This is a genomic window from Methylocystis sp. Uni0008, from assembly GCF_056838045.1.
This window is the reverse complement of sequence record NZ_CM166370.1, coordinates 766,106-791,029: the sequence shown is the minus strand read 5'-3', so window position 1 is coordinate 791,029 and position 24,924 is coordinate 766,106. Positions and strand designations below refer to the sequence as shown.

25 protein-coding genes and 1 tRNA gene are annotated in these 24,924 nt (G+C 63.1%); 17 read left to right on the top strand and 9 right to left on the bottom strand.

Annotated features, from left to right (window positions below; genetic code table 11):
* Positions 1-191 precede the first annotated feature (191 nt).
* The 5 genes from AC0X69_RS03985 to AC0X69_RS03965 all read left to right on the top strand — a co-directional run bounded on the left by AC0X69_RS03985 (position 192) and on the right by AC0X69_RS03965 (position 4,447).
* Complete coding sequence (locus AC0X69_RS03985; protein ID WP_482611508.1) at positions 192-680, top strand: DUF2948 family protein; 489 nt, start codon at positions 192-194, stop codon at positions 678-680.
* Between the two features lie 27 nt (positions 681-707).
* A complete protein-coding gene (gene hisD, locus AC0X69_RS03980) occupies positions 708-2,009 on the top strand; it encodes a histidinol dehydrogenase (protein ID WP_482611506.1) in 1,302 nt (433 codons plus the stop codon).
* Between the two features lie 3 nt (positions 2,010-2,012).
* Complete coding sequence (locus AC0X69_RS03975; protein ID WP_482611504.1) at positions 2,013-2,492, top strand: UPF0262 family protein; 480 nt, start codon at positions 2,013-2,015, stop codon at positions 2,490-2,492.
* A 73-nt stretch (positions 2,493-2,565) separates the two neighbouring features.
* On the top strand, positions 2,566-3,993 hold the full coding sequence (locus tag AC0X69_RS03970) for a GNAT family N-acetyltransferase (protein ID WP_482611502.1): 1,428 nt from the start codon (positions 2,566-2,568) through the stop codon (positions 3,991-3,993).
* Between the two features lie 70 nt (positions 3,994-4,063).
* Entirely contained in the window at positions 4,064-4,447 is a 384-nt protein-coding gene (locus AC0X69_RS03965; protein ID WP_482613305.1) for an arsenate reductase/protein-tyrosine-phosphatase family protein, read from the top strand.
* Positions 4,448-4,531: 84 nt separating this feature from the next.
* Here the strand turns inward: AC0X69_RS03965 and AC0X69_RS03960 are convergent, their stop codons facing one another.
* The 3 genes from AC0X69_RS03960 to AC0X69_RS03950 form a co-directional block, all read right to left on the bottom strand.
* A complete protein-coding gene (locus tag AC0X69_RS03960; protein WP_482611500.1) occupies positions 4,532-5,707 on the bottom strand; it encodes an amidase in 1,176 nt (391 codons plus the stop codon).
* Positions 5,708-6,032: 325 nt separating this feature from the next.
* The gene (locus AC0X69_RS03955; protein WP_482611498.1) at positions 6,033-6,503 is read right to left on the bottom strand and encodes a DUF2269 family protein; all 471 of its coding nucleotides are present in this window, start codon (positions 6,501-6,503) and stop codon (positions 6,033-6,035) included.
* Complete coding sequence (locus AC0X69_RS03950; protein ID WP_482611496.1) at positions 6,500-7,795, bottom strand: SDR family oxidoreductase; 1,296 nt, start codon at positions 7,793-7,795, stop codon at positions 6,500-6,502. Before AC0X69_RS03950 ends, AC0X69_RS03955 begins: the two co-directional genes overlap by 4 nt.
* A gap of 514 nt (positions 7,796-8,309) precedes the next feature.
* Here AC0X69_RS03950 and AC0X69_RS03945 point away from each other — a divergent pair.
* The 5 genes from AC0X69_RS03945 (at position 8,310) to AC0X69_RS03925 (ending at position 13,797) form a co-directional block, all read left to right on the top strand.
* The gene (locus tag AC0X69_RS03945; protein ID WP_482611494.1) at positions 8,310-8,582 is read left to right on the top strand and encodes a YARHG domain-containing protein; all 273 of its coding nucleotides are present in this window, start codon (positions 8,310-8,312) and stop codon (positions 8,580-8,582) included.
* Between the two features lie 246 nt (positions 8,583-8,828).
* Entirely contained in the window at positions 8,829-10,616 is a 1,788-nt protein-coding gene (locus AC0X69_RS03940; protein ID WP_482611492.1) for a thiamine pyrophosphate-requiring protein, read from the top strand.
* Positions 10,617-10,759: 143 nt separating this feature from the next.
* Positions 10,760-11,545 carry a hypothetical protein gene (locus AC0X69_RS03935; RefSeq protein WP_482611490.1) on the top strand — a complete coding sequence of 262 codons (786 nt, stop codon included), beginning with the start codon at positions 10,760-10,762 and terminating at the stop codon, positions 11,543-11,545.
* A gap of 24 nt (positions 11,546-11,569) precedes the next feature.
* The gene (locus AC0X69_RS03930) at positions 11,570-12,166 is read left to right on the top strand and encodes a gluconate 2-dehydrogenase subunit 3 family protein (RefSeq protein ID WP_482611488.1); all 597 of its coding nucleotides are present in this window, start codon (positions 11,570-11,572) and stop codon (positions 12,164-12,166) included.
* Positions 12,163-13,797: a GMC family oxidoreductase gene (locus AC0X69_RS03925; RefSeq protein ID WP_482611486.1), complete on the top strand. Its 1,635-nt coding sequence runs from the start codon at positions 12,163-12,165 to the stop codon at positions 13,795-13,797. The genes AC0X69_RS03930 and AC0X69_RS03925 overlap by 4 nt, the downstream gene beginning before the upstream one ends.
* Here AC0X69_RS03925 and AC0X69_RS03920 read toward each other — a convergent pair.
* From AC0X69_RS03920 to AC0X69_RS03910, 3 genes are read right to left on the bottom strand one after another with little or no spacing between them, the layout of a single operon-like run.
* On the bottom strand, positions 13,769-14,869 hold the full coding sequence (locus AC0X69_RS03920; protein ID WP_482611484.1) for an SDR family oxidoreductase: 1,101 nt from the start codon (positions 14,867-14,869) through the stop codon (positions 13,769-13,771). The two genes, AC0X69_RS03925 and AC0X69_RS03920, sit on opposite strands and share 29 nt — an antisense overlap.
* A 22-nt stretch (positions 14,870-14,891) precedes the next feature.
* A complete protein-coding gene (locus tag AC0X69_RS03915; protein ID WP_482611482.1) occupies positions 14,892-16,169 on the bottom strand; it encodes an alpha-hydroxy acid oxidase in 1,278 nt (425 codons plus the stop codon).
* Entirely contained in the window at positions 16,166-17,104 is a 939-nt protein-coding gene (locus tag AC0X69_RS03910; RefSeq protein ID WP_482611480.1) for an SMP-30/gluconolactonase/LRE family protein, read from the bottom strand. The genes AC0X69_RS03915 and AC0X69_RS03910 overlap by 4 nt, the downstream gene beginning before the upstream one ends.
* A 291-nt stretch (positions 17,105-17,395) precedes the next feature.
* Here AC0X69_RS03910 and AC0X69_RS03905 point away from each other — a divergent pair, with 291 nt between their 5' ends.
* Complete coding sequence (locus tag AC0X69_RS03905) at positions 17,396-17,563, top strand: hypothetical protein (protein WP_482611478.1); 168 nt, start codon at positions 17,396-17,398, stop codon at positions 17,561-17,563.
* A 245-nt stretch (positions 17,564-17,808) separates the two neighbouring features.
* On the opposite strand, the gene AC0X69_RS03900 is transcribed toward AC0X69_RS03905, so the two are convergent.
* Positions 17,809-17,886: transfer RNA gene (locus tag AC0X69_RS03900), tRNA-Pro, on the bottom strand.
* 47 nt (positions 17,887-17,933) lie between these two features.
* Entirely contained in the window at positions 17,934-18,506 is a 573-nt protein-coding gene (locus AC0X69_RS03895) for a MerR family transcriptional regulator (RefSeq protein ID WP_482611476.1), read from the bottom strand.
* A gap of 709 nt (positions 18,507-19,215) precedes the next feature.
* On the opposite strand from AC0X69_RS03895, the gene AC0X69_RS03890 reads away from it, so the two are divergent.
* The 6 genes from AC0X69_RS03890 (at position 19,216) to AC0X69_RS03865 (ending at position 24,380) form a co-directional block, all read left to right on the top strand.
* Entirely contained in the window at positions 19,216-20,301 is a 1,086-nt protein-coding gene (locus AC0X69_RS03890; protein WP_482608161.1) for a transposase, read from the top strand.
* Positions 20,302-20,518: 217 nt separating this feature from the next.
* Positions 20,519-20,785, top strand: a complete 267-nt coding sequence (locus AC0X69_RS03885; protein ID WP_482611474.1) for a hypothetical protein — start codon at positions 20,519-20,521, stop codon at positions 20,783-20,785.
* 160 nt (positions 20,786-20,945) lie between these two features.
* Positions 20,946-22,058 (top strand): COX15/CtaA family protein, encoded by a 1,113-nt coding sequence (locus AC0X69_RS03880; protein WP_482611472.1) that lies wholly within the window; start codon positions 20,946-20,948, stop codon positions 22,056-22,058.
* Between the two features lie 9 nt (positions 22,059-22,067).
* Positions 22,068-22,991, top strand: a complete 924-nt coding sequence (locus AC0X69_RS03875) for a TIGR04222 domain-containing membrane protein (protein WP_482611470.1) — start codon at positions 22,068-22,070, stop codon at positions 22,989-22,991.
* Positions 22,975-23,814, top strand: a complete 840-nt coding sequence (locus AC0X69_RS03870; protein WP_482611468.1) for an MbnB/TglH/ChrH family RiPP precursor modification enzyme — start codon at positions 22,975-22,977, stop codon at positions 23,812-23,814. The genes AC0X69_RS03875 and AC0X69_RS03870 overlap by 17 nt, the downstream gene beginning before the upstream one ends.
* A complete protein-coding gene (locus AC0X69_RS03865; protein WP_482611466.1) occupies positions 23,805-24,380 on the top strand; it encodes an SCO6045 C-terminal-like domain-containing protein in 576 nt (191 codons plus the stop codon). Before AC0X69_RS03870 ends, AC0X69_RS03865 begins: the two co-directional genes overlap by 10 nt.
* On the opposite strand, the gene AC0X69_RS03860 is transcribed toward AC0X69_RS03865, so the two are convergent.
* Entirely contained in the window at positions 24,377-24,781 is a 405-nt protein-coding gene (locus tag AC0X69_RS03860) for a flagellar export protein FliJ (RefSeq protein WP_482611465.1), read from the bottom strand. The two genes, AC0X69_RS03865 and AC0X69_RS03860, sit on opposite strands and share 4 nt — an antisense overlap.
* Positions 24,782-24,924 lie beyond the last annotated feature (143 nt).

Here is a 24,924-nt window from a genome sequence, read left to right as displayed (position 1 = left end):
CTGCGCTGCTTGCATACCTCCCCCATTGTGTGGACGTCGATCGCCGAAGGCGATCCGGCGGAGCCCGACCCGGCGCGTAGAGCGTCTCGACAAGCGATCAGCTCGAAATCGTGCGCCAGCTCCGCCCAAGGAAGATTACGGGGTTGCGGCATTTCGCTTCCTTCGCCATATCGGGCCAAGGAGGAGAGGATATGGAACCGCCCAGCTGGCCTTGTGAGCAAGCGCTACGACTGCATGCGCTCGACGGCGAAGATCTTTCGCTCCTCTCCGCGCATGTGCAGGACGCGCTGGTGCGCGTCGGCGACATCGCCTTTATTCCCGATAAGCGCCGGTTTGCGCTTATCGCATCACGTTTCGACTGGGCGGCCGAGCTCGACGGCCGGCTTGAGCGCTGTCGTTGCGGCGTTCACTTCGAGGGCGTGCAGCGCGTGCGCTGTCAGCATGTCGCGCGTGACAAGCCCGACGCCATTCTGGAGCTGCTCGCGGTCACCTTCGAGGCCGACGCCGAGCCGCCGTCAGGGGTCATCCGCCTCTATTTCGCCGGCGGGGCGTCGATCGCCCTGGACGTCGAATGCGTCGAGGCCCAGCTCTGCGACATGGGGCCGCGCTGGAAGGTCGCCGCCCGGCCGATGCATGATTTCAGCAGCGAACTTGACGAGAACGCTTCCCGAGGGCCATGACAGCCGGACTTCCGGCTGGAGAGGATCATGACCCTGCGTTTGGACGCTGCGGCGCCCGATTTTGAACAGCGTTTCGCGTCACTGCTCGCCATGAAGCGGGAGGCGTCCCAGGACGTCGACGCGACCGTCCGCGGCATCATCGAGGACGTGGTCGCCCGGGGCGACGCGGCGCTCGTCGACTATTCCAAGCGCTTCGACCGCATCGATCTCGAGGAAACCGGCATCGCCGTTTCGCGCGAGGAGGTCGCCGCGGCGGAAGCCAAATGCTCGGCCGAACAACTCGCCGCCCTGGACCTCGCTCTCGAGCGCATCACCGCCTTTCACGAGCGGCAGAAGCCGCAGGATCTGCGCTTTCGCGACGCCGCCGGCGTCGAACTCGGCTGGCGCTGGACGCCGCTCGACTCGGTGGGGCTCTATGTCCCCGGCGGCACCGCCGCCTATCCGTCTTCCGTGCTCATGAACGTCGTGCCGGCGAAGGTCGCCGGCGTGAAGCGCATCGTGATGGTCGTTCCGACGCCCGGCGGCCATGTCGAGCCGCTGGTGCTCGCCGCGGCCAAGCGTTCCGGCATCGACGAAATCTATCGCGTGGGCGGCGCGCAGGCGGTGGCGGCGCTCGCCTATGGCACCAAGACGATCGCGCCCGTCGCCAAGATCGTCGGACCCGGCAACGCCTGGGTGGCGGCGGCGAAGCGCCGTGTCTTCGGCCAGGTCGGCATCGACATGATCGCCGGACCCTCCGAAGTGCTGGTTCTCGCCGACGCGACCGCCAACCCGGACTGGATCGCCGCCGATCTGCTTGCGCAGGCCGAGCACGACGAATCTGCCCAGTCCATTCTGATCACCGACGACGCGGCGCTCGCCGAGGCGGTCGTCGCGGCCGTCGAACGGCATCTCTCGACGCTGTCGCGCAAGGAAATCGCCGGGGCCTCATGGCGCGACTACGGCGCGACGATCCTCGTGAAGTCACTTTCCGACGCCATTCCGCTCGCCGACCGCATCGCCGCCGAACATCTCGAAATCATCAGCGAGGACGCCGAGGGCCTCGCCGCGCGCGTTTCGAACGCGGGCGCGATCTTCATCGGCGCCTATACGCCCGAGGCCGTCGGCGATTATGTCGGCGGCTCGAACCATGTCCTGCCGACGGCGCGTTCGGCGCGCTTCTCGTCGGGTCTGAGCGTGCTCGACTTCGTCAAGCGCACGTCGATCCTCAAGTGTGACGCGGAATCGCTGCGCGCCATCGGCGCCGCCGCCGTGACGCTCGGCGAGGCCGAAGGCCTGCAGGCCCATGCGCGCTCCGTCTCGATCCGCCTCAATCAGCTCGGGGCGTGAGGCGTGGTCTCAAATGAGTCGAAGCGGCTGATCTCCGTCACGCTCGACGAAAATTCGATCGGCCGCGGCTCCGCCGATCAGGAGCATGAGCGCGCGATCGCGATTTACGACCTTATCGAGGAAAACAGCTTTGCGCTGATTGGCCACGAAGGTGGGCCATATGCGCTGGTGATTTCGCTCGTCGACGCGAAGCTCGTCTTCAGGGTCTGCGATCCGGAGGGCGCCTGTCTCGTCACCCACATTCTCTCGCTGACGCCTTTCAGACGCATTCTCAAAGATTATTTCATGATCTGCGAAAACTATTACGCCGCGATTCGACATGCGACGCCCAGCAGGATCGAGGCGATCGACATGGGCCGACGCGGGCTCCACAACGAAGGCGCGCAGCTTCTCCTCGAACGCTTGAAGGGCAAGATCGAAACGGATCAGGACACGGCTCGCCGGCTTTTCACGCTGATCACGGCGCTGCACTGGAAGGGTTAGCGGAGCGCTCGGAATCGAGAATGGCGAGCGGCCGCGCAAGCGACGCTGCGTTTGTCATCATGGAATCATCCGCATGGGCAAAGGTAATTCGGATCATTTCGCCGAGCTGCGGCTGTCGATGGAGGCGGAAGCCGGCGAACTGCTCCGCGCCTTCGTGCGCGAAGCGTCTCTGATCGAGGGCGTCCCGCCGATGAGTGCGAGCCTGATCGCCGCTGACGCGGAGAAAATCTGGCGCATTTTATGTCAGCCGGGCGCGAACACGGAGCGCGCCGCGGTTCGTCTGTCTTCTTCGAAACGTGAAGCGCGCGTGCGGATTCTGCTCAATGGCCATTCCCGATTTTCGGCCATTGTCTCTTCGCTGGGCGCGCATGCGCGGAGTGAGGCCGGGCTATCCTATCGCGAGCGCGGCGTCGATGGATGGGAGGTGACGCTCCATCGCAGTTTCGAAGGATCTCAAGATGCGGTCGAAAGTTTGGAGGCGCCTGTCGCTGAAGAGGCCGCGCCGACGCAAGCGCTGCAGATCGATGCGCCTCAGCAAAGCGATTCCGCGGCGATCGCGCGCTGCTTCCTGGCCGTCTACGGGCATAATTACATTCACCGCGAAGTCTTCTCGCCCCACCGCTACTGGCGGAAAGTTGAAAGCGGCGAACTCATTCCAGTCGTGACCCGCGACGCGCGCGGCGAAGTCATCGGCCATGTCGCCCTTGAGCGCGAACCCGGCGCGCTCATCGCCGAACGCGGCGAAGCCGTCGTGCTGCCCTCCTACCGCGGGCGTCATCTCCTGGAGCTCATGACCGAACGGCTGACGGATGAGGCTGGCAAACTGGGTCTCGTCGGAATCTACGCCGAGCCCGTCACGACGCATACATTCTCACAGCGCAACGACGAGCGCGCAAGCATGCCGACATGCGCCATTCTGCTCGGCGCCGCGCCTGAGACGCTGCATTCCAAAGACTTGCCTGTGCCGACCGCAGGGCAGCGTCAGAGCTTTCTGCTGACATTCCGCTTTCTGCAGCCCGGCCGCGCCTGCGAAGTCTTCGCGCCGCAGGAATATCGCGATGTCATTCGCGCGATATATGACAGCCTCGGCGTCAGCGCGTCGTTGAGCGGGGGCAGGGCGCCGACGCAAACGCGCTCGATGACGAGCATCGCCGTCAACGATGGCGCCTATGGCAGGATTCGTTTCGAGACGATCGGCTCGAACGCCGCCATCGAACTGGCGCAGGCGCTCAGCGACGTGGACGGGCTCGGCGCGCGCGCCGTGCAGCTCTCAGCGCATATCGACGATCCGGGTCTGCCGCTGCTGGTCGAGAGCGCGCGCGGCTTGGGATTCTTCTTTTGCGGACTGGCGCCCGCCTTCTCCGAAGGCCGCGATCTTCTCCTGATGCAGCGCCTGAGCGAGCCGCTCGACATGAAGGCGCTACAGCTCTTCATGGATCAGACAAAGGAGCTTGCGGCGTTCATCGAACGAGACCGTCAGTCGGCGCCGGGCCTACGATGAGGCAGCGTTAGCAGTGGCGCGGCCTCAGTCGATTCTCTTCGCCTGCACGCTGAACGCCGTTCGATCGCCAATGGCCGAGGCGATCGCGCGGCACTATTTCGGCCGCGAGATCTATTTCGCTTCCGCAGGGTTGAAACGCGGCGCGCCCGATCCATTCGCCATCGCGGCGATGGACGAAATCGGCGTCGATATCGCAGGCCATAAGCCGCACACGTTCGAAGACCTCGAGGATTCGAACTTCGATCTGATCGTGACGCTGTCGCCCGAGGCGCATCACAGGGCGCTGGAGTTTACGCGCACGATGGCCGTCGATGTCGTCTATTGGCCGATGCCCGACGCCACCGCCGCGCAGGGTTCGCGCGAGGCCATTCTCGAGGCCTATCGCGACGTGCGCGAGCGGCTGACAGGCCGGATCAAGGATCTGCTTGGCCACAAACCCCAGCCGAGCGGATGAGCTTGTCCGCCGTGGCGGACGTCGCGTCACGTCCGGCGCGCTTACCGCGCGATTGGGAATCCGATCAGCGTACGCCGCCAACTCTCACAAAGTCTTCTTCATCTGTGCGCAGAAGCGCTGCGCAAGGGCGATCAACGCGCGATCCGAGCCTCTCCGACCGATGAAGGAGAGCGCCACCGGCGCATCGCTCGTCGGCAGGGGAAGGCTGATCTGCGGCAGACCGAAAAAGCTCGCGATAAGAAACAAGCGCATCATCTGATAGCGCTTGGCGTCGAGCGTCTCTTCGCTTTCGGTGAGCAGCGGCGCGCGAAACGGCGCCGTCGGCGATACGATAAAGCCTCGCTCGCCGAGGATCGCGTCGATTCTCTTTCGCGCGTCGTCGCGGAACGCCTGCGCGGCGTTTCGTTGATCGACGGTGACTTTAGCCGCATAGGCGAAACGCTGCTCGACGCCCTTGCCGAAGGTGGGGCCGTTCGCGGCAATCCACGCGCCGTCGGCGGCCCAGGCCTCGAACGCCTGCATGTTGCGGAAATGCCCGAGCGCCGATTTGAAGAAATCTTCCCCGAGCGTCGCTTCGCGCCAGGGGCCGAACGCCTTTATGGCGTCGATCGGCTCCGCCGCCGCTGAAGCGAAATCCATCTCGACGCCCGAGAAAGCGTCGGTGAGCAGCACGGCCTCGCCGAACTCCGCTCCCTTTGCGTCGGCCGGCAGCAAAGCTTCGCCCACGGACGCCATGACGCCGACATCGCGGGCGAACCAGCCGATGGAGTCGAATGACGGCGCAAGCGGAATGACGCCCGCCATCGGAATCGCGCCGTGTGACGCGCGAAAGCCAAAGACGCCGCAAAAGGCCGCCGGCGCGCGGCAGGATCCGGCGGTGTCGGTTCCGAGCGCGAAATTGACGAGGCCCGCGGCGACGGCGACCGCCGAGCCCGAGGATGAGCCGCCGGGGTGACGATTCTGGGCGGCCGGATTGATGGGCGTGCCGTAATAGGGGTTGGCGCCAAGCAGGCTGTAGGCCATCTCGTCCATATGCGTCTTGCCGACGAGCCGCGCGCCCGCATCCAGCAATCGATCGACGACTGGCGCGTCTTCGGCCGCCGGGGCATGGGTCGCCGCCCATCTCGGATGGCCGTTGGTCGAAACATGTCCCGCGACGTCGATGTTCTCCTTGACGACGAAGGTTGCGCCGGACAGGGGTCCCGGCTTTTCCGTGCTCCGGTTCAGAACGACGGACAGCGCGCCGAGATCGTCTTTCATCGCGGCATCCTTCCCCCGGCGGGCTAGCGTAGGCAGGCGCGGCGGGATCCATGGAAATAGCGCCTGAGCTTGGCGACTATACTGAAGAATGTGGCAAGACGAAACACGCGCGGCGCAGAGCGACGCTCCGCTGTTGCGCTATGTGCAGGCTTACGCCAAATTACAGACGCGGCGCGGACGGTTGGAGAAGCAAGATGGATGAATTCGGCGGCGGCTTTCTGCGCAACATGATGATCGGCTTTGCGCTGGCTCTGGCTTTTTCCTTCATTTACGTCTGGTACACGAGGTAAGCGGTCGCGCCGCGTTCGGCGACGCCGTTGCGACGCTAGAAAATCTGCGGCTTGGCGATCATCAGCCATATGATCGTCATCACGGCGCCAAAGGCGGGAAAGCCGAAGGCGAACCACCACCAGAAAAAGCGATAGTAGCTCTCAGGCAGCGGCTCATTTGCAGCGACGGCGGCTTGCGCGATGTCGCGCATGCGCATCTGCATCCAGACGACAGGCAACCAGAAGGCGCCGGTCAAAAGATACAGTCCGATCGACAGCGCAATCCAGCCTTCGGTGAGCGAGAGGCCTGCGAGCCACGTCAGCGCCACGCCGGTGATGGGCTGAACGACGACGGCCGAAGCGGTGAAAACGAAGTCGGCGATCACGACGATGCGCGCGACGCCGGCGATCACAGGCGCCGACCTCGAGAAATGCGCCATCAGCATGAAAAACGCGATCCCGGCGCCGGTGCCGAGCAGGACCGCAGCCCCGATGATGTGGATATATTTGATGAGGAGATAGATCACCGGTCGTCGACGATCGCCAGAGAAACGACGTTCAGCACCATGACCGACCAGATTTTCAGCATCGGCCCCAGCGGCTCTTGCCAGAGACGCGGCACGAGAATCGTGCCGAGGATGAGGTAAATGAACGATAGAACGAGCGCGGCGACAAGCGCGACTTTCGATGTGCGCCGAAAGGCGATGGCGACGCCGATGATGAGATCGGATGAGGCGCCCGCGATCACGGCGAGCGGCACGATCGGCCCCGACAGTCCGCCTTCGTACAGCAGGCTGAGGCCGAGATCCCATCCGGGTCCGAAAGAAACCAGCGCGGTCGAAATCCAGAACAGCGCCGTTACGGCGAAAATCAGCGGCTTGAGCGCATAGATGCGCGCAAACCACTTTTCGCGAACATCGGCGGGTTCGGCGGCGAGGGCGGCTTCGAGCGACTGCGGCTTGATGCCCGTCATGCTCGTCCATTGCGTCGGATCGCCGATGGCGCCGCGAACCATTTCCTTTTTGGCGATGCTGCGGATTGGCGTCCGCCAGCCGAGCCAGGCCAGGAAATCTCCTAGCTGATACATCGCGTCGATCAGCCAGTCGGGCGCGTTGATGAGTTTGGCCGGACGCCAGCCGAGCCATTTGCGATACGTGGCCACGACGCCGTTGAATGTCAGACGCTCAGGTCCGACGACTTCCAGTTCAACGCGCGCCGGCGCCGATGGCGCGAGGAAGAAAAGAACCGTCGCCACGACGTCCTCGAGCTGAACGATCTGCAGTTCGCCCGCGTCCTCGAAGCGGGGAAGAACCGGCAACGCCGCCAGGCCGCGAAACAATGCGCTGCCGCCATAGGCGCGGCGTCCAACCACAACAGAAGGCCGCAGAATGACCCAGTCGAGCGCCGTCGCTTTCAAGGCGGCGTCGCCCTCGGCCTTGCTCCTTGAAAATTCGCTTGGGGTTTCCCGATCAACGCCGACGGCCGAGAAGTGAATGACGCGCTTGACGCCTGCCTGTTCGCAGGCGGCGAACAGCGTCGCGGGGCCTTTGGCATGCGCCGCGTCGGTGGAATCTGAGCCGCTGCCGCCAAGCACGCCGGCGCAATTGACCACAGCGTCGACGCCTTCAAGATGGCGCGACCATTGCTGTGGCGAGTCGACGGCTCTCAGATCGAGCGACAGCCATTGCGCCTGGGGGAATTGGCGTCGGACGCTTGCGCGTCCACGCGAGACGGCGATCACTGAATGTCCCGCTGAGAGAAGCCTTGCGAGAATGCTTGATCCGATGAGGCCCGTCGCTCCAATCAGAAGAACTTTCATCCGCTGCCCTATCGTTCGTGCGCAACAAATTTGGCGCGCAAGCCGCGCCGGATTTTCATATAGGGCGTGATCGTACAGGCGCGTTGCGCCGCACGGAACCGATAGACGTCAGCCTCGATCCGACGGACAATCGCGCGCCATTTGCGCTCAAAGCAGCGCACCGACGCAGTGATCCTCCTCGCCGCTAGCGCAGCATTCGGTAAATCACGCCGAAGAGACTCGCGTTCACCGTCGCCAACAGGAACACGATCAGCGCCGTCTCGGCTAGTCGGCTGGGATCTCGCTGGTAAGCCATGGCCGCCTCGCGCACGCGCACCGCAGAGCGGAAAGCTACCTAGCGCGGATAGCTCCGGCGACAATGTGGGCGCGCAAGCAACTCGCTGAGCGAGGAGGAAGTAACGACCTCCCCTTGGCCGCATCGGCGTCTCGCATGGGCGATGTCGCGCATTGCGCCTTGAGGTAAGCTGGAGCGGATCGCGTCCCTTGAAGGGGCGCGATATGGGGGAGGAAGAAAATGAAATTCAGTGTGCTGAAGGTTGCGCTCGTGGCGGCGGCCGCCGTTTCCAGCCTCGAAGCCGCCGAGGCTTCGTGCGCAAGTCTCTGGTACAGGCGCAATCAGATCTACAAGGACGCGGGATATTGCTTCAAGACGGCGCGCGCCATACGCGCCTTCGGCAATGCGGGCTGCAGCTATGACGACATCAACGACGTGCCGCTCTCGGCCTATCAGCACGCGATCATGCGCGACATCGCTGCGCAGGAGCGCCGAATGGGCTGCGGCGAATAGCGGGGCGGTTTCCTCCGCCTGATGTCGCATTCTCGAGCGTGAGTTCACAGGGCTATAGGCATCGGCGAGCCGCGAAGGGCGGCCCGACGGCAGGCTCACGCGTTGGCCAACGCGATTCGGCGCGTCGCTGCCTTCGGTCTCTGATCCAGCAATGCATTCGCAATCGGAACAAGCGGACCGGCGGCCGGTTATCGCCAATGGGGACGCGTCGAGCGTCTCTAGCCTCCATGAAAAAGCGAGACGGCCATGAGCGGCACCGTTGGCGATTTCTTTGTCCGCCGGCTGCATGAATGGGGCGTGCGGCGCATTTTCGGCTATCCGGGGGATGGCATCAACGGCGTGCTCGGCGCGTTGCAGCGCGCCAAAGGCAAGATTGAGTTCATCCAGGTCCGACACGAGGAAATGGCCGCGTTCATGGCCAGCGCGCATGCGAAATTCACTGGTGAATTGGGCGTGTGCCTCTCGACAGGCGGCCCTGGCGCCGCGCATCTCATCACCGGCCTCTACGACGCCAAATGCGACCACATGCCCGTGCTCGCGATCGCCGGTCAGGCGCCGAGAACGGCGCGCGGCTCGCATTATCAGCAGGAGCTCAACCTCGATCGCATGTTCTCGGACGTCGCGGCGTTCGTTCAGGAAGCCGAGACGCCGTCGCAAGTTCGAATGCTGACCGATCGCGCGGTTCGCATCGCCAAGTCCCAACATGCGGTTTCCGTCGTCATCTTCCCCGCAGATCTGCAGGACCTCGAATATGAGGAGCCGCCGCGCGAGCATGGCGCGGTGCGAACGGGCGTCGGCTATTCGCGACCGGTGATCGTTCCGCGGCGCAAAGACCTGCGCCGCGCCGCCGACGTTTTGAACGCCGGACGGAGGGTGGCCGTCCTTATCGGCGCCGGCGCGCTCGGCGCGGCGAAGGAAGTCGTCGAGGTGGCCGAAAAGCTTAAGGCGGGCGTGGCGAAGGCGCTGCTCGGCAAGGCCGCTCTGCCGGATACGTTGCCTTGGGTCACTGGCTCCATCGGACTGCTGGGCACGAAGCCAAGCTATGACCTGATGATGGAGTGCGACACGCTGCTGATGATCGGCTCCGGCTTTCCCTATTCGGAGTTCCTTCCGCATGAGGGTCAGGCGCGGGGCGTTCAAATCGACATCGACCCGTCCATGCTCAGCATCCGGTATCCGATGGAGGTCAATCTTCATGGAGACGCGGCTGCGACGCTCGAGGCGCTGCTGCCGCTGCTTGAAGAAAAGAGCCATGTCGGCTGGCGTGACCGCATCGAGCGCGGCGTGCGGGACTGGTGGGAATTGCTGGAACAGCGGGCGATGGCGCCCGCTCATCCGATCAATCCCCAGCAGGTCGCCTGGGAATTGTCGCCTCGTCTTCCTGACAATGCGATCATCACGTCGGACTCGGGATCATGCGCCAACTGGTATGCGCGCGACCTCAAGATCAGGCCCGGAATGATGTGCTCGCTCTCCGGCGGTCTCGCCTCGATGGGCGCGGCCGTTCCTTACGCCATCGCCGCAAAACTGGCGCATCCCGGGCGCGCCGTGATCGCGCTCGTCGGCGACGGAGCGATGCAGATGAACAACATGGCCGAGTTGATCACTGTCGCCAAATATTGGCGGGAGTGGAGCAGCCCGACATGGGTCTGCTGCGTGTTCAACAACGAGGACCTCAATCAGGTGACGTGGGAACAACGCGTCATGGAGGGCAATCCAAAATTCGAGGCGACGCAGAACATTCCCGACGTGCCTTATCACCGCTTTGCCGAAATGATCGGTCTGAAGGGCATTTTCGTCGACGACCCTGATCGTCTTGCCAAGGCATGGGAAGAGGCGTTGGCCAGCGACCGGCCGGTGGTGCTGGAGGTGAAAACGGATCCCGAAGTGCCCCCGCTGCCGGCTCACATTTCGTTCGAACAGGCCCGCAATTTCGCGACGACTCTGTTCAAGGGCGACCCCGAGCAGAGCCGCCTGATAACGGGCACGGCGAGACAGGTTCTCGCGTCGGTTCTCCCTGGCCGAGAAAAATGACGGCGCAGTTGCGCGCCGCGGCGCCGAAGTTCGCAGGCGCCTTCGTCTTGGGAGCTGTGTTGGCGGAAACGGCGCGTCTCGCGGATGTCGGTTCGCAGCGCGCGCTCGCCGCCAAAGCTTCTCCGCTGCCTCGGAGAGCGCGTGTGCTTGAGAGCTCTGCGGGGCTGCTGGCTGCTTCCGTCCTTGCCGACAGCGCCGTGGAGCCTTACCGAGGGGCGTTTGAAAACCCGGGAATGTTCGCGCCGCTGATCAGCTCGGCGCTCGCGCTTTTGGCGGGCGCAGAAGGCGCCGCCTTCGGTTCCGCGCGCGCCCGCGCATTTCGCAGGAACGCCTTCGCAATGGCTGTCGCGGTCGGGGTGATCGGGGCAGCCTTTCATGTCTATGACGTCTTCCGGCGGCCAGGCCGGCTGAGCTGGTCGAATCTCTTCTACGGAGCGCCGCTCGGCGCCCCGGCCGCCCTCTCGATCGCCGGTGTCCTTGGCCTTTGCGCGGAACGCATCCGCGCCGGCGCGACACGCATTTTTGGAATTCCTGCGGGTCGCGCGCTCGCGGCGCTGAGCAGCTTTTCCCTCGCGGGAACCGTTGCGGAAGCGGCGCTCCTGCATTTCAGGGGCGCCTTCCATAATCCCTTCATGTGGGTGCCGGTGACGTTGCCGAGCGTGGCGTCTGTTCTGATGGCGAAGGCTTCACTCGAGCGTTCATCCAACCGCAATCATCCGGTCACGCGGGCTTGGCTCAGGCTGACGGCGGTCGCGGGCTTTGCTGGCGTCGGGTTCCACGCCTATGGCGTGTCGCGGGCGATGGGCGGATGGCGGAACTGGAGCCAAAACGTCATCGACGGGCCGCCCTTGCCGGCGCCTCCGGCATTTTCCGCGCTTTCCCTGTCCGCGCTTGCGGCGCTGTCGATTTTGGAAGAGAGCTCCGCCTGAGGGAGACGCCGCAGAGGCCGTAAAATGGACACGCCCTACCGAGGCTACGACGTCCTCTCCAAATGGGACACTGTCTCCTTCGACGATCGAACCCGCGAGGAGCTGACGCGGCGGCTGCGCGACATACCTCCGCGTCGCTTTCTGAGCGAGAAAGAATTCGATCTCCTGACGGCGATCGTCGAGCGGCTGACTCCAGCCTTTAGCGACGGCGAGCGTCCGCCGATCGCACATTGGATCGACGACCGTCTCTACAACAATATCGGTGAAGGCTTCCGGTTCGATGGCGAGCCGCCGATGCGCGAGAGCTGGCGCAAGGGCCTGGCCGCGATGGACGCAGAGGCCCGCCGCCTGTTCGCGGCGGGTTTTACGGCGCTGGATGCGTCTCAGAAGGATGCGATTTTACGCGCCGTTCAGAAGGGCGAGGTGGAGGCCGCGCTCTGGCGCGGTCTGCGTGCGACCACTTTCTTCACCCACACGGTGCTGAAAACCGTGGTGGCGCTTGCGTATACGCATCCATCGGCATGGAGCGACATGGGATTTGGCGGCCCGGCAAGTCCACGCGGCTATGTGCGCCTTGGCTTCGACCAGCGCGATCCGTGGGAAGCGAAGGAAGATCGATGAAATTCGAGCGTCCGCGCGCGAAGGATGGGCGCGCGCCAGACGTTTTTACGCCGGGCGGCTGGACGCCGATGCGACAATATCCGCAAAGCGAGCCGGTCGATTTCCTCATCGTTGGCGCCGGCGCCGGAGGCGCGACGCTTGCGTGCAAGCTTGCGGAGAAGGGCTTTTCAGTTGTCGTGCTCGACGCAGGACCATTTTGGCGGCCGCTCGACGATTTCGCCTCCGATGAGCTGGCGCAGCAGGTCCTTTATTGGACTGACGATCGCATCACCGGCGGCGAAGATCCGATCGCGCTGGGCGGCAACAACTCGGGCCGGGGGGTAGGCGGGTCGACGATCCACTTCAGCATGATCTCGCTCCGGTTCCGACCGGAGTGGTTCAAGTCGAACAGCCAACTCGGCTACGGATTCGATTGGCCGATCTCCTATGATGAGATCGCGCCCTATTACGCTGAAGTCGAAGAGGCGTTGAAGGTCGCGGGGCCAGTTAACTATCCCTGGGGACCGCCGCGCCGGCGCTATCCCTACCGGGCCCACGAGGTGAACGCGGCGGGGTTGGTGCTAGCGCGCGGCGCAGAAAAGCTCGGCGTGAAATGGGCGCCGACGCCGCTCGCGACCGTCTCGGCGCCGCGTGGCAAATCTCCTCCCTGCGTTTATCGAGGCTTCTGTAACTTCGGCTGCTCCACCAACGCCAAACAAAGCGCGCTGATCGTTTGGATCCCGCGTGCGCTTCGCGCCGGCGCCGAGGTGCGCGATCTTGCGATGGCGGGGCGCATCGAGATCGACCAGCGCGGTCGCGTCGACGGCGCTGAATATTTTCGCGAAGGCGCGTGGCGCTTTCAGAAGGCGCGCAATGTCGTCGTCGCCGGCTATGCGATCGAAACGCCGAGGCTGCTACTCAACTCCGCGTGCCCGCAATTTCCGCAAGGCCTCGCGAACAGTTCCGGGCTCGTCGGCACACATCTGACGACGCATGCCGGACCCGGCGCATGGGCGACCTTCGACGAGGAGATCCGCTGGTACAAGGGGCCGCCGAACATGGCGGTGACCGAGCACTGGAACTACACGGACGACGGCAAGGACTTTCACGGCGCCTATGCCTTCATGAGTCAGGGACCCTTGCCGATGGCCTGGGCGCAAGTGCTCGCCACCTCGCGCGGCCTGTGGGGCGAAGATCTCCGTCGGGAGATGTTGAACTACAATCACACGGCCGGATTCGTTCCTGTTGCGGAGACTGAACCGCGGCGGCAAAATCGTGTGGAGCTAGCCGACGAAACGGATGAGTTCGGCCTCAGAATTCCGCGCGTGACTTTTTCATATTCGGAAAACGATCGGCGATTGCAGCGTCATGCCATTCGGTTCATGAGCGAGATGCTCGAGGCCGCAGGCGGTTACAATATTTGGACCAACGACGACACGAGTCATATTCTTGGAACCTGCAGAATGGGCGACGATCCGCGAACGAGCGTCGTCGACGCTGACGGACGCAGTTGGGATATCCCGAACTTGTGGGTCTGCGACGGTTCGCTTTTCCCAACTTGCGGCGGCGTCAATCCGTCTCTGACGATTCAGGCGCTCGCCTGCAGGATCGGCGAACGCATCGCTAGCCTCGCCGCGTCTGGACGCCTCTAGTCCCGTTGGGCTGGCGCAAGGCGCGCGCATGTCTGTTTGCGCGCGACTGGCCCAGGAGGAACGCTCCCGCAAGCAATCCCAATCCCGCGAACAACGCTCCGCCGCGCAAATAGAAGGGGTCGACGGCGATGAGATCATTCTTGGCGGTCGCCGTGAAACGGCCTCTCGCCCCGTGGTCCTCGCTCGCCGGCGCAAGCAGCACGTCGGGGTCGCCCGGCAGGACAGGATCGTCGGAAATCTGCTGTTCGTACGAGTTACGCGCGAGATAGCGATCGGTGAAACCCGGGGCGGCGATCGCTCCGGCAATCGCCTGCAAAGTCGGCAAGCCGAGCCAGAGCTCGCGCGGCGGATGGGCCGAAACCGCGACATCGACGACCGCCTGCGCCACCGCCTCAGGCTCGTAGCAGGCGCCGATCGGCTGGTGGCGATGAGTGAAATGCATATGTGACCAGTCGAACTGCGGCGTGTTGACGCCGGGCAGCTGGACCATTGTCAGTCGAATGCCGCTGCGGTCGTGAATCAGCTCGGTGCGCAGCGAGTCGGTAAATCCGCGGATGGCGAATTTCGCGGCGCAATAGGCGGACTGCAGCGGAATCGCGCGATAGGCCAGCGCGGAGCCGATCTGAATGATGCGTCCCGCGCCGCGCGGCCGCATATGGCGCAGCGCCGCCAGCGTGCCATGCACGTAGCCAAGATAAGTGACTTCCGTCACCCGTTTGAACTCTTCGGGCGATATGGTGTCGACAGGGCCGACGACCGTCTCCATCGCGACGTTCACCCATACGTCGATGCGGCCCCAGCGATCGACGACGTTTCGAGCGGCGGCGTCCACCTGCTTTGGGTCGGCGACATCGGTCATGATCGCGAGGGCTTCGCCGCCACGTCGTTCGACGCCCTCTTTCGCGCCGTCCAGACCGGCCTGGCCGCGCGCAAGGAGACCAACGCGGAACCCGTGTTGCGCAAAGGCTGCGGCGATCGCGCGCCCAACGCCAGCGGATGCGCCGGTGACGACGACGACCGGCGCCTCGTCCTGCGAAGTTTTTCGTTCGCTCGAGGCTGTGACGTTTTCCATCCCAAGATTCCCGTGTTCTGCGCTAGCGCGTGAGAAAATCTGGTCCAAGCGCGCTCATGGAAGGGGCTCCCAATAGTCCGAGGTCCCGATCGATCTCCTCGCGCAAGATGTCGATCGCCCGTTCGACGCCGGGCCGGCCCGCCGCCGACAGGCCATAGAGCGTGGCCCGGCCGAGCAGCACTGCGTCCGCGCCGAGTGCGAACGCCTTTATGACGTCTGTTCCGCGGCGTATGCCGCCGTCGACGATGAGCGCCGCGCCTTTGCGCATGACGCTGCGCGCCGCCGGCAGCGCGTCCAATCCCGAGATCGTCCAATCCAATTGTCGACCGCCGTGGTTGGAGAGAATGACGCCGTCGGCGCCGATCTTCATCGCGCGCTCGACGTCATGAACATTGAGCAGGCCCTTGATCAGCAGCTTGCGTGGCCAAATTGCGCGAATGCGCGCCATCTCGTTCCAGTCGAGCGAATGATCCATATTCGCGCGGATCCAGAAGGCGCTTTCATAGAAGCTCCTGCGATCCTTCGGAACGTAATCGATGAGATTGGCGAAGCTTGGCATCCCTCGCCACATCGTGGTCCCGAGCCACTGCGGATGCAGCGCGGACTCAAGGAGTGAAGCGAGCGAGAGTCGTCCAGGATGTGCAAAACTGCGTTGCTCCCATTCACGATCTCCATAGAACTGCGCGTCGATCGTCACGACAAGCGCCTCGCAGCCGGCTTTCTCCGCGCGATCGATCAAGGCGTCGCGTATGGGGCGCTCGCCGAAGACATAGAGCTGCCACCAGTGTCGCAGTTCGGGAATCGCTGCGATGTCCTCCATCCTCTCGTTGGACATGCTGCTCTGTATGAATGGAACGCCAGCGTTCGCTGCGGCGGAGGCGAGAAGCACATCCGCCTTGTTCCAGAACAGCCCATTCAACCCTGTCGGCGCGATCGCAAACGGAAGCGGCATGGAGCGGTCGAACAAAGACACGCTGAGATCGCGATGGGAGACGTCCACCAAGGCGCGCGGCAGCAAGCGGTAGCTGGCAAGCGCCGCGAGATTGCGCGACAGAGTGGCCTCTTCTTCGGCGCCGCCCTCGAGATACTCGATCGCGAATTCCGGCAGGCGGCGGTGCGCCATCGCCCGAAGGTCATCGATTGTGCGCGCGTGCTGGAGACTATGCCCGGCGTAGAGCTTGCGCCGCGGCGTGCCTTTGACCGTTGCGGGGCTGGGGTCGAGCCGCGCCGCAGCGGCCGCCGCCTCCACTTCGTAGGGCGTCCTCTCTTCGGGGCGCGTGGAATCGAACAGCGGACTCATGAGGCCGCCTCGTCCGCGAAAAGATTCGGCGGCTGGCCTTCGACGCTGGGCCGGCAACGAAAAATGCCGCCTGCGTGCGGCTCGCGCTGCTTTGAAACGCCCTGCGAAGCGGTGGTGATATAAAGCGAACGATAGTCCGCGTCGCCGAAAGCGCACATCGTCGGCTGGCTCACCGGCAAAGGGATTTCGCGCTCGATCTCGCCATTCGGCGCGATGCGCACGACGCGGGCGCCGCCATAGAGCGCGCACCAGTAAAACCCTTCCTTGTCGATCGCCGCGCCGTCGGGCTTTCCGTCCGATCCCTGAAACTGCGCAAACACTCGCGGAGAGGAAAGGGCGCCGCTTTCAATGTCGAAATCGAAAGCCATCACCTTTCGCGTCGGCGTATCGGCCAGATACATGACGCGATTGTCCAGACTCCACGCCATGCCGTTGGCGATCGCCGCGCGCGCTTGCGCCGGCCGCAGGGCCTCACCGAAACCAAGCATTTGAATTGGCGCCGCGCCTGTCAAAGCGCCGGAGGCGTCTGCGCGGCGGTCTACCGTTGCGCTCGGCAGAGGATCGAATTTCGCGCCGACCCAGAATCGCCCGCGCGCGTCGCATTTACCTTCGTTGAATCGGTGCGTCAGCGGATTGTAAGGCAGCGCGTCGAGCGCCGCGAACCCCCCGTCTGAAAGCGATATCCGCGCAAGTCCGAGCCGCAGCGCGGCAAGAATGTCGCCGCTTCGGCACAGCGCGAAGGCGCCGATCTGGCAGGGCATGACCCAGCGCTGGTCTTCGCCGGAATTCGGATCGAAGCGATGTAATGCCGGCGCTTCGATGTCGATCCAATAGAGGCGCTGCTCGCATTCGGACCATGTCGGGCTTTCACCGGTGATCGCGCGCGCGTCATGCACGAGCTCCACCTGGTCAAACCGTTCTAAGCGCGACGCCATCGCCTGACTCGAGCCGGTTCATCGACGTAAGCCACAAGTTAGGGCGGCTCGGCCGCCAAAGCGCGCGCTGCGGGAAAATTCGTGACTCCGGCGTCGGAACCGTCAGGCGCATGTCCGGCCCAGACGGCTGCCTCGTTCGCGCATCGGATCAGGCGTTTCGGCTGGACAAGCCGACGCGACATGCTACTATGCGCCTGCGTCGATATGACGCGCGTCCCCGCTTAAGGACGAGCAAAAGCGCCCCAAAACAGGGAATTGGGCGCGCTCTCGAAACGAGGAGGAGCGACGATCATGGCTGATAGAGAACTGGAAATCACCCCTAACACCTACATCTTCGCTGGTATTGGCGCGGTCCTTCTGGGCGGCCTTGCATACGCCGCGCTCGGCGGGATGCAGAACACGATCGCTGCGGCGGTGGTCGGCGGCCTGGCTGGCGGGTGCCTGGGTCTATTCTTCTAATCAGCGAAATGCGCCGACGCAGGGTGCTCTTCAACTCTGCGCCGGCCGCGACATCAAATCCCCTCATAGCGCCGATGACGCGCAGCGCGCGATCTGCCGCAGGATGATCAATCGGCAAAGCATGTCAGCGGGTTTTTCAGCGCGGCGAGCGTTACGGCCGAATTCAAGCCAATAAAAGCAATGCGCCCTGGCGCGTCGAGCGCCGCGTCATTCGGACTTGAGGGGCAGAAGCGCGCGCCGTCGAATGGTCGGAGTGGCGGGATTCGAACCCACGACCCCTTGTCCCCCAGACAAGTGCGCTAACCGGGCTGCGCTACACTCCGACTCGGGCCGTTATAGTCAGGCCGCGCGGCGCTGGCAACGTGCGCTTCTACAGCTTGGTAAGCTTGAGCAGGCGCTTGCATTCCTCGATCTCGGCCAGGACCTCGCGCAGGATCCGCGTTTCCTGCGCTGCGAGCGGCCGCGATCCGCCGGAGGTGGCAGGCGGCGCGAGGGGCTGGTCCATCTCGATGATCGGCGCCGTGTCCAGCGCCTCGATTCCAGCCAGATCCGGATCATGGGCGCGTAGCGCCGCCAGGTCTTCCGCGGAGAGCGCTTCGTCCGTCTCCTCGTCGCTTTCTCCGGAATCTAGCGGCCACGGCCGCTCGCTCATCGGCGCCCCGCCTTGCCGCCCCCCGGCGCCCGCGAGGACCGCCTCGACGCCAGCCTCCTTGAGGATGCGCTGCACGCCCTTGATCGTATAGCCTTCGTCATAGAGCAGGCGGCGGATCGCGATCACCAGCTCAATGTCGCGCTGCCGGTAGAAGCGCCGGCCGCCGGCGCGCTTTAACGGATTGATCTGCTTGAAGCGGGTCTCCCAGAAGCGCAGCACATGCGCGGGAAGGTCGAGGCTCGCTGCGACCTCGCCGATCGTGCGCATTGCTTCGTCGCTCTTGCCCGACACCTGATCCCTCGACTCAAGCCACGCTATTCTTACATCCGCCGCGGCGCTCCCCTCAGCAAAAAGTGCCAACTCGAAACATTGTCACGAAAAGTTTTTGAGGCTTTGCCGGTGCCTAACGTTGCGCACTTATTCGGTTCACTTTATTGCTCGGCAAGTTTATAAACTCATTACAGGAAGCAGGTTGAGAACGCTTTCCCGTTGGCCGCAGTTATAGATTGGACTTCAATGAAGGTTATACAGCATGATTGAGGCTTCAGCTAAGTACTTTGTTGAAAATGTTACCAAATTTATTAGCGTCGCGTCTGCAACTATACTCTCGATAGCTGTATCATTCGATGTAGGGTTTTTCTATGGCATCGATATTGATATATTTACATTTTTTTCGTTGTCCGAGCACATATTATTTAGCATTCAGTGGCTGCCGCTTTCGCTAGTTTTGTTTTTTTTCGGAGTAGTAACTACAGCTTCTATATGGTTCCAAACCTTAGCAACGAAGTTTGCAGAAAATCCTATATTTATCAGATATCGTCATGCACTGGCAGTAGCAGTTTTTGTTATTTTTGCAATTTTTTTGTATCATGTATATACGACATCTGATGTAATTAACTTCGTAATATCGACCATATACGCAACTGGACGCCTCCAAAAACCTCTGGCCAAATCGGCGTTGAGTTGATTCACTTGGTCATGTCGCAAGGGGATCGCGGCCATGGCGAAGGGAACGCCCGGATTTTTTGATGTCGACGAACGGCTGGCTGAGCTGTCGGCGAAGGGCGACGATCTGGAGCGCGTGAAGGCGCTTGTCGATTTCGAGATGTTCCGGGCGGCGCTGGAGGCGGCAGTCCCGCGGGCCGACCGCTCCAAGGGCGGGCGTCCGCCATTTGATCATGTATTCATGTTCAAGGTGCTGATCCTGCAAGCAATGCATTCTCTGTCGGACGAGCGCTGCGAATATCTGATCAAGGACCGCCTGTCGTTCATGCGCTTTCTCGGATTGGGTTTGGCCGACGCGGTTCCCGACGCCAATACGATCTGGACGTTCCGCGAGGCGCTGAAGAAGGCAAATGCGGCCGACCGCTTGTTCGAGCAGTTCGACGCAGCGCTGCGCGAGGCCGGCTTTCTCGCGATGTCGGGCCAGATCGTCGACGCCACGATTGTCGCCGCGCCCAAGCAGCGCAATACGAACGGCGAGAAGCAGGCGATCAAGGACGGCCGCATTCCAGAGGGCTGGAAGGACAAGCCGGCGAAGCTCGCACAGAAAGATCGCGATGCGCGTTGGACGGTCAAATATACGAAAGCCAAAGTGCGGGAGGAGGACGGCTCTGTTCCGCCGGTCGATCTCGCCATCCCCGCATTCGGATACAAGAACCATGTGTCGATCGACCGGGCGCATGGGCTGATCCGCAAATGGACGGCGACGCACGCTGCCGCGCATGACGGCGCGCGGCTGGAGGATGTGCTCGACAAAACCAACACGGCGAGCGAGGTCTATGCGGACACGGCGTATCGCTCGGCGAAGAATGAAGCGATGCTGTCGCGGCGCGGCTTCGTCTCGCGCATTCATCGCAAGAAGCCCAAGGGCAAGCCGATGCCGGAGCGAACGCGCATCGCCAATGCGCAGAAGTCGAAAGTGCGCAGCGCCGTCGAACATGTGTTCGCGCATCAGAAAGGGCTGATGGGCCTGTTCGTGCGAACAATCGGCCTGGCGCGGGCGCGGCTCAAGATCGGGCTCGCCAATCTCGCCTACAACATGCGCCGCTTCGTCTGGCTGCGCGAGAGAGGGGCGCCTGCGTAGCAAAATTAGCGGCAAAGACGGCGCCGCTCACCGGGCGACGCCGCTTTCGAAGCCCATGAACCGATTCTCCCCGGAAGGATGGCCTCGAGCCGCCTCACGCCCAACACCCAGTCACGAAAAGCCAGGTTATTGGAGGTGCCCAACTATATGTTTAATTGTTGCTGAGGTCATTGTTTCGCCAAAGGTGTCCCACGCTACCAAGGCGACAATCGTAGCAATGTCGGTATATATCTTGGTGCTAAGTGCCGCGTTCGGATTGGGGTTCGGCTTTGGTTGGTTCAGGAGTCGTGAAAACAACAGATTTAGCGATAAAATAATCACTAAAAATGGCAATGAATTAGGTAGAATTATAAGAGCAGGAGAGAAGGGTATCCTGTATCTCAGTGCTCCTAACAATAAAAAAGTTTTTATAAAATGGGAAAAGCTTGACGAGGTTATCCTGCGTGATATTGGCGGTGAAAGTGCACAGCGACTGGATAAATAGATTTTTTATTCTTAAGAGCGTGCGTCGTAGACCCTCGTCTCTAAGCGGACTATTTCAAATTATTCGCCGCCGTGCCGGAGGCGGCGGCGGGGTGTGGACAAGCGAGGGCCGCATCCCTTAACTGGCCGCCGTCATTCCAGCCCCCAACCCTCGGCGTCTCATGGAAGATTGGCTGCACTTCCCCCATCCGGTTCCGGCGATCAGACACCACGCGACTGAGGCGAACGCCGCGGCCGTGCGCAACTGGCTCTGGCTCGTCGCGGCGCTGGTCTTTCTGATGGTCGTCGTCGGCGGCGCGACGCGGCTGACCGAGTCGGGTCTCTCGATCGTGCAGTGGAAGCCCGTCACCGGCGTGCTGCCGCCGCTCTCGCAACAGGAGTGGCAGGACGCGTTCGACGAATACAAGCGGATCCCGCAATACAGGGAACTGTTTCCGGACATGGATCTCGCCGGATTCAAATACATCTACGCGTGGGAATGGGCGCATCGGCTGCTCGGACGGCTGATCGGGGTTGTCTTCGCCGTACCACTCATCTGGTTCTGGGCGGCGGGCCGTCTGCCCGGCTCAGTGAAGCCAAAGCTCCTGGGCATTCTCGCGCTCGGCGCGCTTCAGGGCGGCGTCGGCTGGTGGATGGTCGCGTCCGGACTCGTCAATCGCATCGAGGTGGCGCAGGAGCGCCTCGCGATCCACCTGCTGCTCGCCGCGCTGATCTTCTCCGCATGTTTGTGGGTGGCCGGCGGTCTCGGGCCGCGCGCCGTCTCCGTCGTGCATGAGGGCGCCGGCCGGTTGAAGGCGGCCGCCTTGACGATCCTCGCTTTCGTTTTTCTGCAGATTTTCGCGGGCGGCCTCGTCGCTGGATTGCGCGCAGGACTCGTCAACAACACCTGGCCGCTGATGGACGGCGCCTTCATCCCGCCGGCCGACGTCTTGTGGCGGTTGGAGCCGGTCTGGACGAACCTCGTCGACAACCCTGTCACCGTCCAATTCTTCCACCGCATGATCGCCTATCTGATCTTCGTCCTGGCGCTCGGGCATCTTCTCGATGCATGGATGAATGCGGAAGGACGCGCGCGACGCGGCGCCGTGATCCTGTTCGGCCATGTGCTGATGCAGGTCGCGCTCGGCATCGCGACGCTGGTGCTGGTCGAGCCGCCATTCGCAGGCGCGCCGCATCTCGCGCTGGCGCTTTCGCATCAGGCGATCGGCATGGCGGTGTTGGCGGTCGCGACATTACAGGCGCGACGTCTTGTGCAGGACGTGGTTAGAAACTAAGGCGGCGGCGTGCAGAATATTCCAATCCTCAATCTTCCCGGGCCAGAGTTCCTCAACGTATTCGGCCTTGTCGTCATCGTCGTGCTGGCTGCGACCTATCTCTGCATCCGCTTCGCGGACCGCACGGATCGCCGCCCGCCGCCGCCCGTGCCGCAAAACCCCGACGCCATGGAGGTCGCCTTCCTGCAGGGCGGCGTCAATCAGGTCATTCGAACGCTGATCTATGATCTTGCGCAGCGCGGCTTCGTCGCGCTCGCCGCCGAGGATCATGTCGTTCCCACCGAGAAACAGCCGCAGCCCGGCGAACTCAGCGCGATGGAGACGCGCCTGTTCGAGGCGGTGCAGGCGAAGCCGAAGGCGCACACGCTCTTCGAAGATCGCAGCCTCCGCCGGCGGCTGCTGGAGCTTCTCGCGCCCATCCGCGCCAAACTCGCGGCGGAGCAGCTGATCAAGCCTACGGCCGTCAAGATCTGGCGCCGGCGTGCGCAGATCGGCGGCACGTTGATCATCGCCGGTCTGGCGCTCGCGAAGATCTATGTCGAGCTGATGTCGGGTCCGGCGAATGTCGCCTATCTGATCTTCCTGGCCGCGGCTTCCGTCGCCGTGCTGTTCGCGCTGGCCTATGTGCTGACCAGAACGCATGCGAGCCGTCGCGGCCACGCCTATCTCGAATCGATGCGAGTGGCCTATGGCGGCCGATTGAAAGAGGCGGTGGCGCACATCGGGTCGCCCGGACCGGAGGCGCGCGCCTTCCATGGCGCCGCGCTGTTTCTCATCGGCCTGTTTGGCTTTGCGCCGCTGAAAGGCACGACCGAGTCGATGTTCGCCGAAGCCTTCAGCCGCGGCTCGGGAAGCCAGGGCTCCGATTGTGGAACAAGCTGCGGCGGCAGCTGCGGCGACGGCGGAGCAAGCGACTGTGGCGGCGGCGATTGAGGCGCCGGCGCTCGGGTCGGGCGTCGGCTTTCGTCCGCAGTTTCGCGCTGAACTCTTCGCGCATCGCGATCAGATCGATTTCCTCGAGATCATCGCCGATCACTATCTTGACGCATCGAGAGAGAAACTCGACGAACTCGCGCTATTAAAGTCGCACTTCCCGCTCGTCGCGCATGGTCTCGATCTCTCGATCGGCAGCGCAGAAGGCCTCGACATGCGGTATGTCGAGAAGATGGCGACGCTCATCGAGCGCATCGATCCGCCCTGGTGGAGCGATCATCTGTGCTTCACGCGCGCGGGCGGCGTGAGCATCGGCCATCTCGCGTCTCTGCCCTATACGCAAGAGGCGATCGATGTCGTCGCGCGCAACGTCGAACATCTGCGCCGGCGCATCAAGACGCCGCTGATCCTGGAAAATATCACCTGCGTCGTGCGCATTCCGGGCGGCGACATGGACGAACCGGAGTTCTTGTCGCGCACGCTCGAAGCAACGGGATGCGGCTGGCTCTGCGATGTCGCCAATATGCATGTGAATGCGCAGAATTTCGGCGTCGATCTCGATGCGGCGTTCGAGCGCTGGCCGTGGGACAGGCTTGTGCAGATTCACTACGCGGGCGGGCGCGAACGCAACGGCGTGCTGATCGACAGCCACGACGCCGCCACGAGCGATGAGGTTTGGGCGCTCTACGATCGCATTGTCGCGCGCGCGCCGGTCAAGGCCGTCATCCTCGAACGCGACGAAAGAATGCCGCCGTTCGGCGAACTCATCGATGAAGTGGCGCGCGCCCGCGCGACGCTCACGGAGACGGGGCGATGGCCTTAGCCGAGACGCAGGCGCTGCTCGCGCGGCTCTTCACGGAGGAAGATCTGCGGCGCGAGTTCTTTGATGCGCCGGTCGCCGTGGCCACGCGTTTCGGTTTGAGCATGCATGATACGCAGCGCCTCGCCGCAATCGACGCTTGCGAAATCGAAGCGTTCGCGCGGAGCCTGATCGGCAAGCGCGCGCTCTATGCGCGCAAGGCGCTGCCGCTCACGGCGCGCGCGCTGGGGGATCAGTTGGACGCGCTTTTCCGGGAAGCGATCCGCGGCGCGGCGCGAGATGCAAGTCGCTCCGACGCGACGGCGCTCGCCGAGCTTCTCGATCGGCGTGTCGCAAAGTGCGAATTGGACCCTGCCTGGGCCGCCGATCTCGCGCGCTTCGAACGCGCCTTTATCGATGCGGGAGGTTCAGGCGCCGCATTTATCCTTCGACGGTTCGACTTCGACGTTGCGACCATCGCCAAGGATCTCGCCAAAGGCGAAGACGTCAGCCCAATTCGCCGCAGAACATTCGGCGTCTGGGCGCGCATGCCGCGAGGCCGGCTGCGCTGGCGGCTTTTCCGCTTCTAGGCGCGGCGCAACGCTTCGGGCATGTCTGAATGGCGCCGTTCGGCAACGACGTCGATCATGCGCTCGGCGCCGCGATCCCGCGCCTCCTGGCTCTGCGCCTTGGCGAGGTCTTCGCTTGCTTCCTTGAACTGCGCTTCGGCCTCTTCAAGCTGGCCGCGAAGCTCAGCGATCGACGCAACGATGTTGTCGCGCCTGGAGCGCGCGGCCCGCGCGTATGTCGGATAGGCGAAATGGTTGGGGTCGTTGATGTTTGCGCGCCGTTCTTCCTGACCGATCTCACGGTCGAGTTCATTGGCCATGCGCGTGAATTCGCCGATCATTGCGTTGAGTTGAACGACTCGCCGACGTTTTTCCTCGGCCTGAAACCGTTTGAGACGGACAAGCGTATCCCGCGACTTCATGCGACAAGCTCCGTTACGCGACTTATGCGAAACAAATCCTTAACCCCGCGAGACGGACCTCAATATGCCCCGTGGAAGTTGCTCGTTTGTTACCGAAATCGAATTTTTGAATTCTTCGCCACTGTGTGTCTTCCGCGCACTAT